The organism is Phocaeicola coprocola, assembly GCF_041333015.1.
GTDB lineage: Bacteria > Bacteroidota > Bacteroidia > Bacteroidales > Bacteroidaceae > Phocaeicola > Phocaeicola coprocola.
On sequence record NZ_JBGKGM010000004.1, the window covers coordinates 882,304 to 903,074 of the forward strand.

20 protein-coding genes and 1 pseudogene are annotated in these 20,771 nt (G+C 41.1%); 13 read left to right on the forward strand and 8 right to left on the reverse strand.

All coding sequences use genetic code 11. The features are described from left to right. Nucleotides 1-314 precede the first annotated feature (314 nt). A complete protein-coding gene (locus ACDG22_RS14495; protein WP_007568364.1) occupies nt 315-1,427 on the reverse strand; it encodes a glycoside hydrolase family 10 protein in 1,113 nt (370 codons plus the stop codon). Between the two features lie 433 nt (nt 1,428-1,860). Between ACDG22_RS14495 and ACDG22_RS14500 the strand changes: the two genes are divergently transcribed. The 10 genes from ACDG22_RS14500 (at nt 1,861) to ACDG22_RS14545 (ending at nt 10,238) form a co-directional block, all read left to right on the forward strand. After that, nucleotides 1,861-2,139 carry a tetratricopeptide repeat protein gene (locus ACDG22_RS14500; RefSeq protein ID WP_007568366.1) on the forward strand — a complete coding sequence of 93 codons (279 nt, stop codon included), beginning with the start codon at nt 1,861-1,863 and terminating at the stop codon, nt 2,137-2,139. Between the two features lie 12 nt (nt 2,140-2,151). Then, nucleotides 2,152-2,382 (forward strand): 4Fe-4S binding protein, encoded by a 231-nt coding sequence (locus tag ACDG22_RS14505; RefSeq protein WP_021971528.1) that lies wholly within the window; start codon nt 2,152-2,154, stop codon nt 2,380-2,382. Between the two features lie 24 nt (nt 2,383-2,406). Further along, nucleotides 2,407-3,489, forward strand: a complete 1,083-nt coding sequence (locus ACDG22_RS14510) for a 3-methyl-2-oxobutanoate dehydrogenase subunit VorB (RefSeq protein WP_007565450.1) — start codon at nt 2,407-2,409, stop codon at nt 3,487-3,489. Nucleotides 3,490-3,496: 7 nt separating this feature from the next. After that, the gene (locus ACDG22_RS14515; protein WP_007565451.1) at nt 3,497-3,673 is read left to right on the forward strand and encodes a hypothetical protein; all 177 of its coding nucleotides are present in this window, start codon (nt 3,497-3,499) and stop codon (nt 3,671-3,673) included. Between the two features lie 21 nt (nt 3,674-3,694). After that, nucleotides 3,695-4,471: a thiamine pyrophosphate-dependent enzyme gene (locus tag ACDG22_RS14520; RefSeq protein ID WP_007565452.1), complete on the forward strand. Its 777-nt coding sequence runs from the start codon at nt 3,695-3,697 to the stop codon at nt 4,469-4,471. A gap of 22 nt (nt 4,472-4,493) precedes the next feature. Continuing rightward, a complete protein-coding gene (locus ACDG22_RS14525) occupies nt 4,494-5,039 on the forward strand; it encodes a 2-oxoacid:acceptor oxidoreductase family protein (RefSeq protein ID WP_022124859.1) in 546 nt (181 codons plus the stop codon). A gap of 147 nt (nt 5,040-5,186) precedes the next feature. After that, the gene (locus ACDG22_RS14530) at nt 5,187-7,298 is read left to right on the forward strand and encodes a putative porin (RefSeq protein WP_007565457.1); all 2,112 of its coding nucleotides are present in this window, start codon (nt 5,187-5,189) and stop codon (nt 7,296-7,298) included. Between the two features lie 7 nt (nt 7,299-7,305). Beyond that, nucleotides 7,306-8,130: a transporter substrate-binding domain-containing protein gene (locus ACDG22_RS14535; protein WP_370859013.1), complete on the forward strand. Its 825-nt coding sequence runs from the start codon at nt 7,306-7,308 to the stop codon at nt 8,128-8,130. Nucleotides 8,131-8,147: 17 nt separating this feature from the next. Next, a complete protein-coding gene (locus ACDG22_RS14540; RefSeq protein WP_007565461.1) occupies nt 8,148-9,137 on the forward strand; it encodes a Gfo/Idh/MocA family protein in 990 nt (329 codons plus the stop codon). Nucleotides 9,138-9,173: 36 nt separating this feature from the next. Further along, nucleotides 9,174-10,238 (forward strand): DUF4421 domain-containing protein, encoded by a 1,065-nt coding sequence (locus tag ACDG22_RS14545; protein WP_178269894.1) that lies wholly within the window; start codon nt 9,174-9,176, stop codon nt 10,236-10,238. Between the two features lie 75 nt (nt 10,239-10,313). Here the strand turns inward: ACDG22_RS14545 and ACDG22_RS14550 are convergent, their stop codons facing one another. Next, complete coding sequence (locus tag ACDG22_RS14550) at nt 10,314-11,933, reverse strand: porin family protein (protein WP_007565464.1); 1,620 nt, start codon at nt 11,931-11,933, stop codon at nt 10,314-10,316. Nucleotides 11,934-11,963: 30 nt separating this feature from the next. Next, complete coding sequence (locus ACDG22_RS14555) at nt 11,964-13,214, reverse strand: hypothetical protein (protein ID WP_022124853.1); 1,251 nt, start codon at nt 13,212-13,214, stop codon at nt 11,964-11,966. 139 nt (nt 13,215-13,353) lie between these two features. Here ACDG22_RS14555 and prmA point away from each other — a divergent pair, with 139 nt between their 5' ends. Further along, nucleotides 13,354-14,196, forward strand: coding sequence for a 50S ribosomal protein L11 methyltransferase (gene prmA / locus ACDG22_RS14560; RefSeq protein ID WP_022124852.1), 843 nt, complete (start codon nt 13,354-13,356; stop codon nt 14,194-14,196). A 132-nt stretch (nt 14,197-14,328) separates the two neighbouring features. Here prmA and ACDG22_RS14565 read toward each other — a convergent pair whose 3' ends face one another. After that, on the reverse strand, nt 14,329-14,796 hold the full coding sequence (locus tag ACDG22_RS14565; RefSeq protein ID WP_022124851.1) for a radical SAM-associated putative lipoprotein: 468 nt from the start codon (nt 14,794-14,796) through the stop codon (nt 14,329-14,331). A gap of 19 nt (nt 14,797-14,815) precedes the next feature. After that, the gene (locus tag ACDG22_RS14570; protein ID WP_178269895.1) at nt 14,816-15,892 is read right to left on the reverse strand and encodes a TIGR04133 family radical SAM/SPASM protein; all 1,077 of its coding nucleotides are present in this window, start codon (nt 15,890-15,892) and stop codon (nt 14,816-14,818) included. Between the two features lie 69 nt (nt 15,893-15,961). Between ACDG22_RS14570 and ACDG22_RS14575 the strand changes: the two are divergent. Next, a pseudogene (locus ACDG22_RS14575) lies at nt 15,962-16,937 on the forward strand (IS982 family transposase). A gap of 197 nt (nt 16,938-17,134) precedes the next feature. Then, complete coding sequence (locus ACDG22_RS14580; RefSeq protein WP_040311850.1) at nt 17,135-18,085, forward strand: DUF4476 domain-containing protein; 951 nt, start codon at nt 17,135-17,137, stop codon at nt 18,083-18,085. 82 nt (nt 18,086-18,167) lie between these two features. On the opposite strand, the gene ACDG22_RS14585 is transcribed toward ACDG22_RS14580, so the two are convergent. The 3 genes from ACDG22_RS14585 to ACDG22_RS14595 all read right to left on the reverse strand — a co-directional run bounded on the left by ACDG22_RS14585 (nt 18,168) and on the right by ACDG22_RS14595 (nt 20,737). After that, nucleotides 18,168-19,034, reverse strand: a complete 867-nt coding sequence (locus tag ACDG22_RS14585; RefSeq protein WP_022124848.1) for a mechanosensitive ion channel family protein — start codon at nt 19,032-19,034, stop codon at nt 18,168-18,170. A gap of 28 nt (nt 19,035-19,062) precedes the next feature. Beyond that, nucleotides 19,063-19,674 carry an L-threonylcarbamoyladenylate synthase gene (locus ACDG22_RS14590; protein WP_270212980.1) on the reverse strand — a complete coding sequence of 204 codons (612 nt, stop codon included), beginning with the start codon at nt 19,672-19,674 and terminating at the stop codon, nt 19,063-19,065. A gap of 82 nt (nt 19,675-19,756) precedes the next feature. Then, nucleotides 19,757-20,737 carry an aldo/keto reductase gene (locus ACDG22_RS14595; protein ID WP_370858944.1) on the reverse strand — a complete coding sequence of 327 codons (981 nt, stop codon included), beginning with the start codon at nt 20,735-20,737 and terminating at the stop codon, nt 19,757-19,759. Nucleotides 20,738-20,771 lie beyond the last annotated feature (34 nt).

Sequence of the window (20,771 nt, forward strand, 5' to 3'; positions counted from 1 at the left end):
CTATAAAATCATAACCGTCATAAAAATCAACAGTCAGCGTACCATTTTTAAAAGGGATTTTACTATTTTATAAAATCCACAACTCTTCCACATAATATAAACATTTCACTAAGGTAAAACCATCGCCTCACTATAGTGAAATGATAGCTTCACTTGAATGAAACGTTCACTCCACCATAGTGAAACATTATATCTATAGGGAAAAAGTAGCATAAACATACCCAGCCATATAAAAAAATCTCCTCCGGATTCCCGAAAGATTCCGAAGGAGATTTCATTTTTGTAGCCTCACTACTTATATTGCTACAATGGCATCAGGGTTTTACCTGAATAGCTTTATCAAATTCAGCCCAATGTTCATCAGTCATATTGGCAGGAATAAACAATGCCACTCCAGCAGCTCCTGCTTCAATAGAACCACGAACAGCTTCACCGATTTCTGAAGGAATCAGACCGTGGCCTTCCGGATCTTTGATATTAGCCTTATTCTGCCAGTCACGACAAATGAACAAACCACTGTAAACAGGCTTCTTTCCATTTACGGAAGCTACTTCTTCTTTAGTTATTTCTCCTACCCAAGAAGCCGGTTCCAGATAGAAATCATTATAATTCATCGGGAAGAATGCATCGATATCCCATTTGTTCCATTCCTGACGAACCAGTTTTTTTGCATATGAGTCCGGACCTGGGAATACAGCAGCACTGACTTTTTTGCCTTTTGCATGAACTGCAGCCGCAATCTTATTTACCAGACTGGTAATACGGTTGTAACGGAACTGTTTCCATTCTTCACAAGTAGAAGGGTCTTCTACCGACTTGATATCGATACCGCTTTCAGCCTTGAAATCGGCTACACATTTGTCGCAGTAACAATAATCGGCTGTAGGATATTCTTCATTCATCACCAGACCATATTTATCCCAAAGTCCACGTGCCAGAATTACATCGACATAGCGAATATAATCCAGATGAATGAAATCAACTTCGGGAATCTCTGCAATCTTACTATATTCAGTAACCAGATAATTGATTACATCCGGATTGTTCGGACACATACATTTATAATAAGGAACATATGCCTGCACAGTATATGCCGACTCGCCTTTACGGTTTACCGCATACCAAGTAGAATCTGCATCCCCTTTCAACATTGCAGGAATCCATGCATGATACTCCAATCCGGTAGCATGAGCTATTTTTGCAGCACGAGTATGTTTTTCTACATTGAAACCACCCGCATTATAACACATACCTACCAGCCCGTGGTCCTTCCATTTTTTGAAATCGGACTGTATAGACGCTTCTGTAGCCTCCTCACCTTCTCCTTGCCAACCATATACAGGAATAGTTTTCACTGATTCATTTGAGCATGAAGAAAAGCCCAATACACATGCTACCGTAGCAGCCAATAATAACTTGATTTTCATAAATTTGATTATTTATTAATAATAAAAATAGTACTGTCAGCAAATATCAGCTGTAACATAAAACAGTTAAAAACTGAATAACTCTTATAAAGTAAATATAAATTTCTAAATAAAACATCCGATAATGCTGTTTTTTTTACATCCCGATATAATTTTTGTCTATTGAACCCACTTAATCTTCCACCAAAGACCTCATTACCGTTTTACAAAACACATCAAAATTACTTTCAATACTCCTATAACTATCCACATAATTAATCAAACAACTTTTTCATATGAAACATTCAAGCCCTACCTATAAGGTATTACATATCAACACATTATACAATCAGTAAAAAAATTTTTTATCCATAAAGAGGAAATAGTTATCCAAAATTCCTATTCGATTGAAAATAAGCTTTATCTTTGTGGGTAGACTAATATATTCAAAACCATGACCGAAAAGCTGAAAGAGATAAAGAATTTAATAGCCGAAGGTTCTACCGAACACGCTATCGACCAATTAAATCAATTAATCAATTTAAATCCTGAATATGCTGCCGAAGCATATTATTTATTAGGAAATGCTTTCCGCAAGAAAGGTGACTGGCAAGGAGCATTGAACAACTATCAGGAAGCCATTGCATTAAATCCGGATAGTCCGGCAGCAGAAGCACGGAATATGGTGATGGATATTCTTAACTTTTACAATAAAGATATGTTTAATCAATAAGGTAATCGACTTATGGCTAAAATGAAAGGTGTAGTTGTAGTGAATACAGAACGCTGCAAAGGGTGCAACTTGTGCGTAGTAGCTTGCCCGTTACACGTACTGTCGCTCACCGCCAAAGTAAATCAAAAAGGATATAACTATGTGCAACAGGTAGTAGAAGATACCTGTAACGGATGCTCTTCGTGCGCCATTGTGTGTCCAGACGGTTGCTTAACCGTATACAGAGCAAAATGTGAAGAATAACTTTAAAGCAAAACAATCAGAATTATGGCAGAAGAAATAGTTCTAATGAAAGGTAACGAAGCTATCGCTCATGCCGCTATCCGCATCGGTGTAGACGGATACTTCGGTTACCCTATCACTCCCCAATCAGAAGTATTGGAAACTCTTGCCGAACAGAAGCCGTGGGAAACAACCGGAATGGTTGTATTGCAGGCTGAAAGTGAAGTAGCAGCAATTAATATGGTATATGGAGGCGCAGGAAGCGGTAAAATGGTAATGACTTCGTCATCCAGTCCGGGCGTCAGCCTGAAACAGGAAGGTATTTCATACATTGCCGGTGCAGAATTACCTTGCCTGATTGTAAACGTAATGCGTGGAGGTCCGGGACTTGGAACCATACAGCCGAGCCAGGCAGATTATTTCCAGACAACAAAAGGTGGAGGACACGGCGATTACCATTTAATAGCTTTAGCTCCGGCATCTGTACAGGAAATGGCCGATTTTGTAGGTCTTGCATTTGAACTGGCTTTCAAATATCGTAATCCTGCAATGATCCTTGCAGATGGTGTAATCGGACAGATGATGGAAAAAGTAGTTCTTCCAGCTCCTCGTCCGCGCCGTACCGAAGAGGAAATCATTGCACAATGCCCATGGGCCGCTACCGGATGCAAGGGACGCAAACCGAATATCATTACTTCACTGGAACTCGATCCTGCTGTAATGGAAAAACGTAATTTACACTTGCAGGAAAAATATGCAGAAATTGAAGCCAACGAAGTACGATATGAAGAAATAGACTGCGAAGATGCAGAATACCTGATTGTTGCATTCGGTTCATGTGCCCGCATTGCACAGAAATCAATGGAACACGCACGTGAAGAAGGAATTAAAGTCGGACTGTTCCGCCCTATTACTTTATGGCCATTCCCAAGCAAGCCATTGGCTGAAAGAGCAAAAAACATAAAAGGCATCCTTGTTGTAGAGTTGAATAGCGGACAGATGATTGAAGATGTTGAACTGGCTGTAAAATGCAGCATACCAGTTGAACACTTCGGACGTTTGGGAGGTATTGTTCCCGACCCAGATGAAGTGATTGATGCACTAAAAGAAAAAATCATTAACAAGTAAGAAACTCATGGGCAATATAGATCAGATCAGAACCGTGCTCAATGTGATATTCATGATAGGAGCAGCAGCTTCTTTCATTCTTTATTTTTCATTGGGAGAAGACAAAACTATCTTCTTTTATGTATGCGGCGCATCGCTGTTCGTAAAGATGATGGAGTTTGTGTTCCGTTTCTTTCTACGCTAACCCGATAAGGAGGAGAAATTTATGACAAAAGAAGAAATAATGAAACCCGAGAATCTGGTTTACCAGAAACCTCGTTTATTAAATGATAATCCGATGCACTACTGTCCGGGATGCAGCCACGGAGTAGTTCATAAACTGATTGCCGAAGTTATAGAAGAAATGGGTATGGCAGAAAAAGCTATCGGTATTAGTCCGGTGGGATGTGCTGTATTCATGTACAACTATCTTGACATCGATTGTCAGGAAGCAGCTCATGGACGTGCGCCTGCACTGGCCGGAGCCATCAAACGCTTATGGCCCGACCGTCTGGTATTCACATATCAGGGAGATGGTGACTTGGCTTGTATCGGTACAGCAGAAACAATCCATTCTCTAAACAGAGGTGATAATATAGCCATTATATTCATCAATAATGCCATTTATGGTATGACAGGAGGACAAATGGCTCCTACTACTCTGGTAGGAATGAAAACTGCAACATGTCCGTACGGACGAAATCCGGAAATACACGGATATCCGTTGAAAATGACAGAAATAGCAGCGACACTGCAAGGTACATGCTATGTAACACGCCAGTCAGTTCATACGGTAGCAGCAATCCGCAAAGCTAAAAAGGCAATCCGCAAAGCATTCGAAAACAGCATGCAAGGCAAAGGTTCGAGTCTGGTAGAAATCGTTTCTACATGTAACTCAGGATGGAAAATGACTCCAGAAGCAGCCAACAAGTGGATGGAAGAAAACATGTTCCCTTTCTACCCATTAGGCGACCTGAAAGATACAAGCGGAGAAAACAAATAACATTACCAAAACAAGCACTATCATGAAAGAAGAAATCATTATAGCAGGATTTGGAGGACAAGGCGTATTGTCAATGGGTAAAATTCTGGCTTATTCAGGACTGATGGAAAATAAAGAAGTTACTTGGATGCCTGCCTACGGTCCCGAACAGCGAGGAGGAACAGCCAATGTAACGGTTATCGTCAGCGACGAACGTATTTCATCTCCTATTTTAAGTAAATATGATACAGCCATTATTCTGAACCAGCCTTCACTTGCCAAATTTGAAAACAAAATCAAACCAGGCGGTGTACTGATTTATGATGGTTATGGCATTATAAACCCTCCTACACGCAAAGACATTCATGTATATCGTATTGATGCTATGGATGAAGCCAACGAACGTAAAATGGCAAAGACGTTCAATATGATTGTATTGGGAGGATTATTAAAAATCCGTCCTATCGTATCAATAGAAAGCGTTATTAAAGCACTGCGTAAAACATTGCCTGAACGCCATCATCACCTGATACCGATGAATGAAGAGGCAATCCATATAGGAATGGATATTATCAAAGAAATAAAATAATAAATACCAACTCCAATCAAAACTCAGAGGCGTGCAGATAGTTTTTGTATAGAAAGTTCTGCACGCCTCTGTATCAATACATCTTCTAGTATTTTTGCACTCCGTACACGGTTTCTTTCGTTTTTATATTGTATCTTTGCCTCCATTATGAGGAAGATATTTTTTATAGCAACAATATTACTGATTTGCGGAACCATATCTGCGCAAAATACCTATCAGCAAAGTCAATTCACAGGGCAGTTCGGAAGTTCTGCCTCAGGAGTGGACAGTAACTTGTACGACCGCAACGGAAACCCGATTGATACAACTTCCGTAATTGATGCCAGTACTATTCCTATCGGACTTACATCATGGAAGATAGACAGACTTTTCGGCAACAGAACAGAGATTCCGGTAGATACATTGCAGCATAACTTTCAAAATACGAATGATACAGGAGGACCTACAGGACACTATACATATTTAGGAAACTTGGGAGCTCCACGTATCGCTCACGTTTTTTTCGACCGCAAAGATCCTGAACAGTTTTTCTTTCTGGATCCGTATGACTATACAGTCGTCAGACCGGAAGATGTCGTTTACACCAATACCAAATCTCCTTTTTCAAATCTGACTTACTATAAGCAGGGAGGAAGTAAAGACGGTGAAGAACGTTTTAAAGCTTATTTTGCCGTAAATGCCAATAAAAGACTGGGATTCGGTTTCAATATAGATTATGTTTACGGTCGAGGTAAATATATGAACCAGTCTACTGCCTTATTCAACGGAAATCTTTTTGCTTATTATCTTGGCGACAAGTATAACATGCATTTCAGTTTCATGAACGACAACTTAAAAGTTGCCGAGAATGGTGGTATTACTGACGACCGCTTCATTACTGACCCCCTGGGAATGGCAGAAGGAGGTAAAGTGTATGGCAATAGCGAAATTCCAACAAATTTATCTCAGGTATGGAATCATAATACCGGTTACCATGCTTTCCTTACCCATCGTTACAACTTGGGATTCTACCGTGAAAATCCAGACGCAAAGGATACGGTCAATACAGAAGTATTTGTTCCGGTAACAAGTTTCCTTCATACTGTAAATGTAGACATTAACCGTCGCAGATATATTTCATACGACGAGGAGCAGAACCAGAAATATTTTCAGAATAACTATTTGACAGACATCCAGCGTGATGAAACAGAACATCTTGCCGTAAAAAATACCATAGGTATATCTTTACGTGAGGGATTCAATAAATGGGCCAAGGCTGGACTGACAGCTTTCATGAGTCATGAGTACCGCCGTTTCACAATGACAGATACCCTTGCTCAAACTCCGGGACAACGTATTCCGACCGACTATGTTGAAAATACCGTATCGGTAGGAGGACAACTCATCAAGGAACAAGGAAAGACATTACACTATGACGTCATGGGAGAAATAGCCCTGGCTGGAGAAGATGCCGGACAGTTTCAAATAGAAGGAAAAGGTGATCTGAATTTCCGCCTGTTCAGGGATACTGTCAGACTGGAAGCGAATGCATACATCAAAAACCTGAATCCGACATTCTATTACAGACATTTCCATTCCAAGCATTACTGGTGGGATAATAATGACTTATCGAAAATCATGCGTACCCGTATTGAAGGGAAACTGAGTATCGACCATTGGAAAACCCAACTGAAAGCTGGAGTAGAAAACATTAAGAACTATACATATCTTGACAATACTTCTGTAAAATATACCGAAACAGCTTCGGATAAAGAAGTTGTAAGCTATAAAAATGATGTAGCCGTAAAACAGCATACGGGTAATATCCAGATATTCAGCGCCACATTGAATCAAGATTTCCAGTTGGGTATATTCCATCTTGACAATGAAGTTACTTATCAGAAATCGAGCAATCAGGATGTCTTGCCATTGCCCGACCTGGTATTATACCATAACTTCTATCTCAAATTCGGTCTGGCAAAGAAAGTGCTTCAGGTAGAATTGGGTACAGATGTCCGGTATTTCACTCAATACTACGCTCCCGACTATGCACCTGCTATCGGACAGTTCTATCTGCAAAATAAGGAAACCCGTTTCAAGCTAGGAGGTTATCCATTGTTGAACGCATATGTCAATATTCATTTGAAACGTACCCGTATTTTTATAGCCATGTATAATCTGATTCAAGGACAAGGAGAAAAGAGCTACTTCCTGGCTCCTCACCACCCTCTGAATCCCCGCTTGCTGAAATTCGGGTTATCATGGAACTTCTTCGATTAAGAACTACATCACTATGCTAAGAAAAGGAGTACGATATATCATCATAGCACTGGCTATAGCAGCAGGTATTATCATGCTGAATACACAAGAAGAAGAAAAACCGGCTTCTTCTCCCCGTGACTATGCCGAAATACTCAGTTCCGGACAGCTGCGTGCCGTAACCGAATATAATGCAGTAAGCTATCATGTCAGCAAAGATACATTACAAGGATTCGATTACGAACTATTGAATGCTTTTGCTTCTGAGAAAGGACTGAAACTGGAAATTACTCCTGAAATGAGTTTTGAAAAGCGTCTGCAAGGTATCATCAACGGTCAATACGACATACTGGCTACCGGAACAGTCGTAACGACCCAGCTAAAAGACTCATTGCTTTTTACACGGACTCTACTATTAAGCAAACAGGTTTTAGTACAACGAAAGAAAGAAGAAGGAAAAGACAGCTTATACATCCAGAGTCAGCTTGATCTGGCACATAAGCATCTTCATGTGATAAAAGGATCGCCGGCACTGCTGCGTATACATAATCTGATAGACGAAATAGCCGATACTATTTACATAAATGAAGTAGAACTATATGGACCGGAACAATTACTGGCTATGGTTTCGGGAGGAGATATCGATTATGCAGTATGCGATGAAAACATTGCCCGTGCATCTATCGATGATTTTCCAAATCTGGACATCAATACCGACATCAGCTTCACACAGTTTTATGCCTGGGGAGTAAGCAAACATTCTCCTGCCCTGCTGGATAGCCTGAACGTCTGGCTCAATGATTTTGTCCAGACACCAAAATATAAAAAGCTATACAATAAATATTTTAACTGATACATACACCGTACACTATGATACAACTGAATAACGTATGCTGGGGATTTATCGGTTGCGGTGAAGTAACCGAGAAAAAGAGTGGACCTGCCTTCAATATGATAGACGGTTCGAAAGTAGTAGCAGTAATGAGCCGTGACGAAGAAAAAGTAAAATCGTATGCACGCCGTCACAATATACCTCGATGGTATACAGATGCTCAGGAACTGATAGGCGACGAGGATGTCAATGCTATTTATATTGCCACTCCTCCTTCTTCACACGCTACATTTGCCATTATGGCGATGAAAGCCGGCAAGCCTGTTTATATAGAAAAGCCGATGGCCGCAAGTTATGAAGACTGCGCCCGCATCAACCGTATATCGCAAGAAACAGGTGTTCCTTGTTTTGTAGCTTACTACCGCAGATATCTGCCCTATTTCCAAAAGGTACGACAACTGGTTGAAGAGGGAGAAATAGGAAATGTAATCAATGTACAGATACGTTTCGCACAACCTCCGCGAGCACTCGATTACAACAGCACCAATCTTCCATGGCGTGTACAGCCCGACATCGCAGGAGGAGGATATTTTTACGATCTGGCACCCCATCAGTTGGACTTTCTTCAGGAAATGTTCGGATGTATACTCGAAGCAGAAGGTTATACAAGTAACCGTGGAGGGCTTTATCAGGCAGAAGATACTATCAGTGCCTGCTTTAAGTTTGCTTCCGGACTGCCTGGTTCAGGTTCATGGTGCTTCGTTGCTCACGAATCGGCAAAAGAAGACCGTATAGAAATTATAGGTGACAAGGGTATGATTTGCTTCTCTGTCTTTACCTATGATCCGATTGCCCTGCACACTGAACGCGGTCGTGAGGAAATACTCCCACAGAATCCGCCATATGTACAACTTCCGTTGATTCAGGCTGTGGTAGAACATTTACAAGGGAAAGCAATCTGTACATGCGACGGGGTGAGTGCAACTCCTACAAACTGGGTAATGGACCGTATTCTAAATAAACTCTGAAAAACTTTATTCATCGCGCCACTCAATACAGACGTCATGAAATTTTTCCGACATACCGGCATAATCCTACTGCTTTTCGGTCAGACGATACAGGCACAGACCGAAAAGCAGAATAAATTTATGCAACATTTGGAAAAGATTTTTACAGAAACAGATACCACCTACATCGCTCCCAACAAATATAACCTGACGTTTATGGTGGAACAAAGTTTCTGGCATGAACGTTACCGTCTGGGGACCCGAATAAACGAAGAAAGACAAAACATCAGTTTTGCACCTACTCCAACTCCTAAGATAGGAGCCTATTTCGGCTGGAGATGGATATTTTTAGGAATGTCATTCAGCATTCCCGATCTCATAGGCAAAAGCCAAAGCGGCAAATCGAAGAAAGAATATGTTTTCAACCTATACAGTTCACGAGTTGGAGCAGACTTTTATTACAGAAAAACAGGTAGCGACTTTCATATAAATTCCTATTCAGGATTCAATCTTCCGGAAGATTATGTAGGTCAGAAATTCGAAGGCTTCCAAAGCAAAATAGTCGGTCTTAATGCATACTGGATTTTCAACAACAAGAAATTTTCATATCCGGCAGCATACAGCCAGTCTACTAATCAGCGCCGCAGCTGTGGTTCGTTTATGGCTGGTTTTTCATACTCACACCATAGTATTTCTTTCAATCATACCAAACTACCGGCCGAGATGATTGAACAAATACAGTCGTCACTAAAATTCAACAGCCTGAAATATCGTGATTACAATTTAAGTTTCGGATACGGATATAACTGGGTATTTGCCAAGAACTGTCTGCTCAACGTTTCGCTAATGCCAGCTATCGCTTATAAAAAAGCTAAAATGAACGGAAAACCAACAGATATGGAAAACGACTGGTTTGAGTGGATAAACGATATTAATTTCGATCTGGTAACCCGCACAGGCATAACATGGAACAACAGCAAATATTATATCGGGGCCTCACTCGTATTAAATACGTATGACTATCGCAAATCTGATTTCTCGATGACAAACTCTTTCGGAAGCTTACGTATATATGCCGGATTTAATTTCTGGAAAAGAAAAGAATACAGACAGGAAAAGTAATAAAAAAACTTCACCCCAAGTAATATCATTACCCGAGGTGAAGCCGATAAACACACACAATTATAATCCTATCTTTTAGAAATGTACTCCTATAGTAAATAACAATTGATGACGCTCATTGTTCACTTTTGTCGGTGATAATAATAAATTTCCTGACTGGTCAAGACCTCCGTCAAACGCGTAAAAATCACCTTTATAGAAATCATATTTATAAGCAACATCTGCATAAACCAGACGACCTCTGTAACCTAATCCGACACTGACAGCCTGACGCGATTTCAAATTCAGATATTCGGCATCGGTACGGGTATTGTCGGTAACCGGAATATTCTTGAAGGCATCACCCGTAATAGGAGTAGAACGGAAATTATATCCGGCACGTACACTGAAGGCAGATGAAACTTTTGTTTCCATACCCACACGGAACGAGTGAACCCCTTTCAAGGTCTCCTTAATAGCTGACTGACCGTTCAGTTCCACACCTTCAGCATTCTGAAGTTTGGTTGCAGAATAGTTTTCAAACTCATATTCAGCGTCCAAAGCCATAATGCCTCCTACAATCGTACCGACACTAACATTGAAGCGCCACGGAGTAATCAGTCTGTAATCCCATACATATTGCCCGCCGCTCAGATAATCTCTCAAGTTTTCCGTATAGCTAACCGTAGAATTTTCTAATGCTAAATTAGTTACCAATACCGATGTATAACGGTCGGACATATTATATAATATAGGCGTATGTATAGCCAGCCCAAAACGGAACGGAGAATATTCGAACGGACGAATGATAGTACCGACTTTCAGATCAATTCCTGTACCTTCTGTTTTATACGTATTGTTTAAAGTGAAATTTGAATTTCCTTCCAAATTTTCTCCATACGAAGAGTAGCGCAAGTAATCAATATCATAAACGCCCAAGGTTGCACCAAAATAAAAGCGGTCGCGAACATTAAAGGAAACATTAAAATCGTACTCATTGACAGAGCCTGTTTCACGGCTGTAATATTCTCCATCTATACCATTCCATCCATAAATATCAGTAATATTTCCATCTTTATCTCCCTTTACATCTACCAGACCAGTACGTGCTCCCATAGCACCTAAATATGGAGTTCCTACATATTTCCTATCCATATATGGATTATCAGCATTCAGCAACCCATTAGAACCATAGAAGTCATCTTCACTCTGATAGAACAGTCCACCATTACCATCTTCAGCCCCATCTATCATATCAGCCATCTGCCAGGTAAGCGAATTTCCATTCAAACCGCCTTTCGAAGCGAACTGACGGTTAAAATTAACACGCTTATGATAATTGAATGCGAAATTCAGAAAACGCAAATCGGTCTTGTTGCCAATTTTCGTACTCCATACAAAACCAACCTGATCGAACGAAGCACGATTACGGCTTTCATCCATCACACTACCATTAAAGTCGCTATGCGATTTGTTGGCATTAAAGCCAAAACTCAACGCAACATCATTACTTCTGTAAAGTCCGATGCCGGCAGGGTTTGTTCCAATAGTAGACAAATCTGCCCCCAATGAACTCATAGCTCCTCCCATACCGACAAAGCGTGCCGTACCATTTACATCGTTTCCTAAGAAACGAAGTGCATCATATTGATTTTGTGCTGCTGCGGCCGAAGCTAATGCACCAGCCACAGTCAGAACCATTATTTTCTTTTTCATAATTCGAATGACCTTCTAATTTTTGTTTCTTTATCTTCTGCTTGAGCTACCACCTCTTGAGCTGGAACGTGAAGAACTTCCTCCCGTTGCTGAACCTCGGCTATAACTGCTGCTTCCTCTTGAGAAAGAGCTTCCTGAGCTACGAGGAGTGGAATAACTACTGCTGGAACGAGTATTCGAACGGTTATTGTTATAGTTCGAACTGCGTCGGGTACTGCTAGGACGGCTGTAGATAGATCCTGTACGGTCTACTGTACTACTAGGACGTACGTAGCTGCTTCCGTTTCCACGTGACGGACGAGTTATTGACGATGGACCGTTCTGCTGGAAACTTGATCCTCCACCTGAAGGACGAACAGAAGTAGACGAAGAACTTCCTGCTCCACTTCCCGGACGGACAACCCGACCTACACCACTTGAAGACCCTCTTCGTGAGCTAGTTGTAAATCTGCTGGTATTACCAAATCCTGACGTACTGCGTCTGGAAGAAGAATATCCTGTATATCTTGACGGGCGGTAGTCTGTATGTCCGACACGGTAGTTGCCTGCCCAGTACGGATAATGATGGTGATGATGCCAGGCAGGTCCCCAGTAACCACCCCAGTAACCGCCATAGTAACTTCCCCAATAGCCACCCCAGTAGCCACCATACCAGTAAGGAGAATACCAACTGCTATAATACCACGGAGAAGACCATCCCCAGCTGAATCCCCATCTCGGACCTGCAACGCCCCAATTCCAGCGCCAGTCCCACCACAACGGGTTCGTAGATGTCGGGAAAACATATGCATACAATCCGTCTTCATAAATATTCCAGTCCCATGAAGCATATCCCCCGTATACAACATCCCAATAAAGCGGGCTGCTTACAGGTATGGCATATCGCGGACTGCGGAAACGTATGATTCGCATGGCATATTCATAATCATCCTGCGAACCTTCGAAACCGTTAACCCACTCTCCACGCTCTCCATAAGGCTTCTCTTCGATATACAGTGTATCGTTCTGCATAGAAAAGGTATTATCGCGTGAAGTATAACGGCGATTGTATTCGTCAATGTCACGAGTCTTTCCTGTAACGTCTTTCACCACGATAGTCGACCCTGGAGCTGCATATACCGTCGTATTGTTTGAAGTCTGCTTCGGAACGGACTTAACCTCTGCCTTCTGTTCCGTTTTCTTTTCTTTTTTCGGAATAAAGTAAAGGTCGTCGTTGCTTTGAGCCATAGCCAGCCACGGCAAGCAAGCTATCAGCAGCGAAGCACATATTCTACTTTTCATACTTATATCATTTTATACGGTTTATTTCAATTACAAAAGTAAGAAGTAAATTCTTACAGGCAAGTAGAAATTCCCTATTTCAGTATAGGGTTTTCCCTATTTTCACTACCTTTGTGTAAACAAACGAATATCTCTATATATGAAATACTTTGAAGTCACTTTTACTGCACAGCCGTGCAATGAAATTGTAACCGATGTCCTGTCGGCACTGGCAGGCGAAATAGGTTTCGAGAGTTTTGTTGAGTGTGAAGGAGGCGTTCAGGCTTATGTACAGCAAAGCTTGTTCGATGAAAATGCCCTGAAAGAAACACTGGCAAACTTTCCTATACCCGACACCCAAATTACTTATACCATTACCGAACCGGAAGACAAAGACTGGAACGAGGAATGGGAAAAGAATTTTTTCCAGCCTATCGTGATAGAAGACCGCTGCGTGATACACAGCACCTTCCATCATGACTACCCACAGGCTGAATATGATATTGTAATCAATCCGCAAATGGCTTTCGGAACTGGACATCATGAAACAACAAGTTCTATTCTGGGCGAACTGCTGGATGCCGACCTGAAAGGCAAGTCAGTACTCGATATGGGATGCGGAACATCTATTCTGGCTATTCTGGCAAGCATGAGAGGAGCAGATCCGGTAACTGCTATTGATATAGACGACTGGTGTGTAAACAATTCACGCGATAATATTGCCCTGAACAATATTGCAAACATCACAGTAGAACTGGGTGATGCATCGCTTCTGAAAGGACGCAAGCCGTTCGACATCATCATAGCTAATATCAACCGTAATATTCTGCTGAATGATATGGCTGCCTATGCAGCATGCATGCACAAGGGTTCTGAACTTTATATGAGTGGATTCTACGTAGAAGACATTCCTGCTATCCGCGAAAAGGCTGAAAGTCTGGGAATGACTTTCGTTCACCATCGGGAAAAGAACCGCTGGGTGGCTGTAAAGTTTGTTATGTAACAATATAAAAAAACTTCAGCATCTTTTCGGGAAAAGATGCTGAAGTTTTTATTTTTTCTGTACAAAGATCAGGAAACTTCGTACAGATTTTTCGCCATAATTCATCGTCTTTTTTCAAAGGGAAAAGCTGCTTTATTCTTCTTTTTCTGCCTTCTTCAACTTTACCTCCGTAGTGGCCTGATAAGTACCATGGCTCCAGCCAGACCCTTCCTCTATTTTTTCAAGCTTCATATCTTTCAGTAAAATAGAATCCGACTTGAAAACCTTCTTTTCGTCATTGAAATAAACTTTCTGCTCATCTGGCTCGAAACCAGTTGTAACAAATTTCTCTGCGGCAAACGCCCCTTTATTGTCCGTGTAAATTGTATCCCCCGAACGATAATCATTATTATACGCTCTGCGTACGATAACCTGAATGTCTTCCAGCGGATTGCCTTCCTCGTCGGTTACTACTCCTTGCACCTGAAAACCAACCGTAGGTGTTCCATATTCCAATGGAATATCTTCTGGATCCTCATTACTGGTGCATGAAGCAAAGCCTAGCAAAGCAAGAAATCCAGCCCAGACTCGAGTACTAAAACAACTAACTTTCTTTCTCATAACTGTATGATTTTTTACATTAAGGATTGACGATTCTTTTCAAATGGCAGACCATTAACTCTCCTTGTCCATCACGCAAATGCATACCATTTCCACGACAATAGCGGAAATACTTGCATGTAGCACACTCTCCTTTCTTCATCCATGTGCGGTCGCGATAAGGCTGATAGTTATTCTCCCATACATCCATAAACTCATCTTTATAAATGTTTCCCTGATGGAAATCGGCACGAATGCTGGGGCAAGCGGATATAGAGCCATCGATAAGGACTGATCCCACTGTTATCCCTGCCTGACAGGAAAAGAAATGATCGCGTACATCACCTTCATAATTACCTAAAAATCCCTCACATCCATAACTAATGCGTATACGCCCTTCCTTACGAGTTTGCTTGATAAAATCCAGCATTCCACGAAATTCCTCGCCGGACAATTGAAGTTCGGCATCACTGGCTGCACGTCCTACAGGAAATACCGTAAACAACCTCCACTGTTTTAACCCTATGCCAATGAGAAACTCTTTCAATTCATTTAACTGCGCATAATTATGCTTATTGACACATGTTACCACATCGAACACAAATCCGGGAATAGCGGCCATCATACGAATGGCTCGAATAGCCTTGTCAAAGCTTTGCGGATGTCCGCGCATCCAGTTATGCTCATCGGCAAACCCGTCCAGACTGACTGTAGCAGTATGCATTCCGGCCTTCAGCAAAGCAGTAAAGCGTTCGGGAGTCATAGCCAGCCCATTTGTCACCATTCCCCACGGAAATCCTTTGTCGTGAATAGCTTTTCCACACTCTTCCAAATCTTCACGCATAAGAGGCTCTCCACCCGTGATTACCACAAAAACATGATGCGGATCGGTATGCAAAGCTATATTATCCAAAACCCGAAGAAAATCTTCTTTAGGCATATCGGCATAACCGGATATTTTCTTGCAATCGCTGCCACAGTGACGGCAATGCAAGTTACAGCGTAAAGTACATTCCCAGAATAATTGTTTCAGAGGATGCTGTTCGACCAATGTATTCGTTATCTTACGGGCTATCTCTAACCCCAGCCTGCGACGAAGAGACAGATTTGTATTCATAGTTTTCGGATTTATCACAAAAATAGCTCTTTTTATAACCTATTGGCGGAATTAAATTATAAAAGATTTATGTTTAAAAAGTTGTGCATATTGTTGATATTTAGTAAATTAAAGGTGACCAAACTTTTAATAGACAAATATCGTATGCACAACTTATATGCAATATTCGCAAAATTACTGAACATATGCAAGCAAATTGCCGGCAATTTAGTCAATGAATCTGGGAATGTGCCAAGACGAGGAGTCGTCCCTAAATTCTCAGACCTTGAAGTAGTGGCTTTGAACATGGCATCAGAGGCTGCCCCGTATTGACAGTGAGTCTCTGTTGTTTGCAAAGCTACAGGAATATAGGGTTGAAATACCCAACCTTATTTCCCGCCGACAATACAATGACAGGCGTAAAACAACTTCCTCCCTATGTAATGCAATCCGAGAAAGAATGGTTTCTGAAATGGATGGTGGTGAAGACTGTTTCTGTATTGATTCGAAGCCGATAGAAGTATGTCGTATTGCCCGTTCCAAACGTTGCAGTATGGGAAAGAAGGATTTTAGTAAAGCACCCGGGGTAGGCTACTGCGCATCACAAAGCATGTATTATTATGGGTATAAACTCCATGCAGTCTGTGGGTTAAGTGGTGTCATCCATTCCTTTGACCTCACTAAGGCAAGTGTGCATGACATTCATTACCTGAAGGATGTGAAAGTGGATTATAGTAATTGTACAGTCATAGGGGACAGAGGATATATAAGTGCCCAAGTGCAATTGGATCTGTTTGAAACTGCCAATATCAGATTGGAGGTACCATACAGATGTAATCAAAAAGAATGGAAGCCAACATTCCCAGCTTTTGCCAAAGCGAGAAAAAGAATTGAAACCATATTCTCGCAATTGTGTGACCAGTTTATGATTATAAGGAATTATGCGAAAGATACAGATGGATTGTTTGCCCGGATTATCGGGAAGATTAGCGCACTTACAATCCTCCAATATATTAACTACAAAAATGAAAAGCCTATTGGCAGAGTTAAATATGCGCTATTTTAATTCCGCCAACAGGTTTTTTATAATAAAAAAAGCAAGACAGAAGGAAATATACCCTAAGTAATACAGATAGTATATCCTTTATAGGGAAATTCCCTATTCATTATAGGAATTTGCCTGCATATTTATAGGATTTTCTATTCGTCTATCATTCATTTTATTGTCTATTTTTGTAACACCAACCAAAAAGAATAATGGATATGAAGAACTTTATGAAAGTCGTCATTATGGCAATCGTGCTACTGACTACAACCAGCTGCGGAGTTTTAGATACCTCCTTACAGCGTTCCCGCCTGGCAGAAAGCCTACATACAGGTATGACAAAACGTGAAGTCGTTGACCTACTGGGAAATCCCGAGTTCAAACGTTCCTACAATGGAATAGAGCAATGGGAATTTCATAAGATACACTTCAGCGGAGCAGTAACAACCATTCTGCTCGATTTTCAACACGATAAAGTCATTTCATTCAATTCATACGCAGGAGCTACCCCCTCTCCTGCCTACCCGCCTATAGCTATCTGTCCGCCTGCTCCTGTTGAAGAAAGACCTTCGCTGGCTTATCCGACAGACGATCAGGCATGGTTTCAGGAATTGTATCAGAAGGTAAAAGACAAGCCTTTCAAAGACGAACGTCTGAAAATACTCAGAGAAGCCGCACGCCAGTCAGACTTTACCTGTGATGAAATCGTACAGTTGATGAAAATATTCAACTTCGACGATGAAAGACTGGAAGCATTGGTCATTCTGGAACCAACCATTATCGACCGGGAAAATACCGACCGGATTGTTGATTCAATGACTTTTATATCGGGAGAGGAAAAAGCAAAAAACATACTGAACAAGAAGCATCACAGCGGTCGGATATATAGTGACGGTGAAATCAATGTATTATATGAAAAGGTAAAGGATGCTTTCTCATTCGATCAGCTAAAGATACTGCAAACAGGCATGAATGGCAGAAATATTACATGCAAGCAATGTGTCAAACTGCTTTCTATATGTGATTTCGACAATGAACGGATAAAATTCCTGCAAGTCATGGCGCCTCACATATACGACTGCCACAACCGTCAGCTAATCATTGATACAATGAGTTTCGCCTCAGGAAAAGATGAAGCACGCCAATTGATAGAACGATATTGCAAATAACTTTCATTCAAACAAAAAAGCATTTCCCATCCACACAAAGGAAGAGGAAATGCTTTTTCCGTTTTTTATGTAAAAATCACAATCAGTCTTTTGCCTGATGAACAGTAAGCTGTGGGAACGGGAATCCGATACCTTCCTTATTGAATGTATCGTACACGATTTTATTCATGTCAAAATATACATCCCAGTAATCAGCTGTCTTAGCCCACGCACGGACCTTAATATCCACACTGCTTGCCGAAAGAGCTCCCAAAGCAATCATCGGAGCCGGATCCTTCAATATACGAGGATCTGCATCGATAATACGCTGCAATACGGCTTTTACCTTTTCGAAATCTTCACCATATTCTACTCCGAATACCCATTCAGCACGACGTGTTTCCTGTTTGCTGTAATTTGTAATGGCATTGCTGCTCAATGCACCATTCGGAACATAGATGACTTTATTATCTACAGTTGTCAGAATAGTATGGAATATCTGAATTTCGCGTACAGTACCATTCGCATTCTGGCCTTCAATATAGTCGCCTACCTTAAAAGGTTTGAATACCAGAATAATCAATCCTCCTGCAAAGTTGGAGAGATTTCCAGACAAAGCCATACCAATAGCAACACCGGCAGAAGCCAGCAAGGCTGCAAAGCTGGTAGTTTCTACTCCCAGACGGCTAACAATAGCAAAAGCCAATATCAGATTCAGCAATATGCTGACAAGGCTTCTCAAAAAAGTCTGCACACTGATTTCAAGCTTTCTCTTTTCCAGAATACGTGCAAGCAAACGTCCGACTTGCTTAATGATAAAGCGGCCGACAATATAAATAATGATTGCTCCTAACAGGTCTTTTCCTACCTCAATACCCCAGTCAAGCAACTTCGACAGCAGCTGTTCTACATCTACTCCCTTAGAACCTGCACTCAGGAAAGTTGCATTCAATAAAGATGATAATAACATAGTTGTTTTATTTTAAATTGATTAATATTTATTCTTCCAATACCCCTTTGCCCTGACGAATTATTTCGGGCACATCTTCACAACAATTTATAACGGTAGAAGGTTCAACGCCTCCTATGCCTCCGTCTATCACTAAATCAACTTCCGAACCAAATTTCTCGTCTATAAGCTCCGGATCGGTGACATATTCGACATCTTCATCCGGATTCAAGGGTAAAGTAGTGGTAAGAATAGGTGCATCAAGTAAATGACATATTTCACGAATAATATTATTGTCCGGCACACGAATTCCCACTTCCTTCCGGTTACGGAATATCTTAGGCAACCGGCTGTCTGCATTAAGGACAAATGTAAACGGTCCGGGCAGATTTCGCTTCATCAACTTAAAGGTAGCATTGCTTACACGGGCATATTCGCTGATATTGCTCAAGTCGCAGCAAATAATAGAGAGGTTGTTTTTACGCGGATCGATATTCTTCAACTTGCAGATTCGTTCGATCGGCCGTTCTTTCAGGGCATGACAACCCATAGCATACATGGTATCGGTGGGATAAATGATTATCCCACCGTCATTCAATATATCCACAATGTGCTGCAACACATCGGGATCATTATTCTTGGAATATAATTTCTGTATCATAATCACAAATATAGCACTTTTTAAAATGCAATGACTTTTTTATCTGTGATTATTCATTTCAGGCTTTTAAAAATACAACTGGTTACCAGCAATGATGTACCAGAGGACGGATATGCTTATCGTATACTTGGCGTACCACCTCCATTTCTTCATGTGAAAAAGGAGGCAAAGAAGAAGCTTTGACATTTTCCATTATCTGAGCAGGAGAACTTGCTCCCGGAATGACAGTACTGACTTCGGGATACATCAGAATATATCTTAAAGCACGAGCTGCAAGATTATCTGTATGCAACAGCTGTTTCAGCTCGCGTGCAGCCTTCACGCCTGTCATATAGTCTACTCCTGAAAAAGTTTCCCCCTTATCGAAAAGCTCTCCGTTTCTGTTGTAACAGCGGTGATCAGCTTTTCCAAATGTTGTTTCTTCTGAGTATTTTCCTGTCAGCAGTCCACTAGCCAAAGGTACACGGACTATGATTCCGACATTTTGTTTACTTGCTTTCGGAAACAATTCTTCTGCCGGCTTCAAACGAAACATATTAAAAATAACTTCAATGGCAGATATGTCATAATTCAATGCTTCCAGTGCTTCGTCTACCTTTTCTACACTGACACCATAATGACAGATTTTGCCCTGCCGTTTCAATTTATCAAGAACATAAAAAATCTCCGGATTCCGGTATACTTCAGTAGGCGGACAGTGAAGCAAAACCAGATCAAGGCTATCAACGTCCATATTCTTGAGTGAAGCATCCACAAATTTCACGATGTTTTCTTCATTATATCCCGCTGAAACATGCGGATTGAGCTTTCTACCACATTTGGTTACTACAAACACTTTATCTTTCTTGCCTTTCAGAAACTTTCCGACAGTATGTTCACTCATTCCATCCTGATAAATATCAGCCGTATCAATCAGATTTACCCCTTGTTCGTATGCAGCCTGCAATGTATTCATAGCTACCTGCTCATCGAAAGGATCTCCCCATTTAGAACCAAGTTGCCAGGTTCCTAAAGATACCTCACTCGCTTTAAATCCAGTTTTTCCAAAAACTCTATAATTCATACTATAATTTTTTATATAACTACTACGGCTCTAA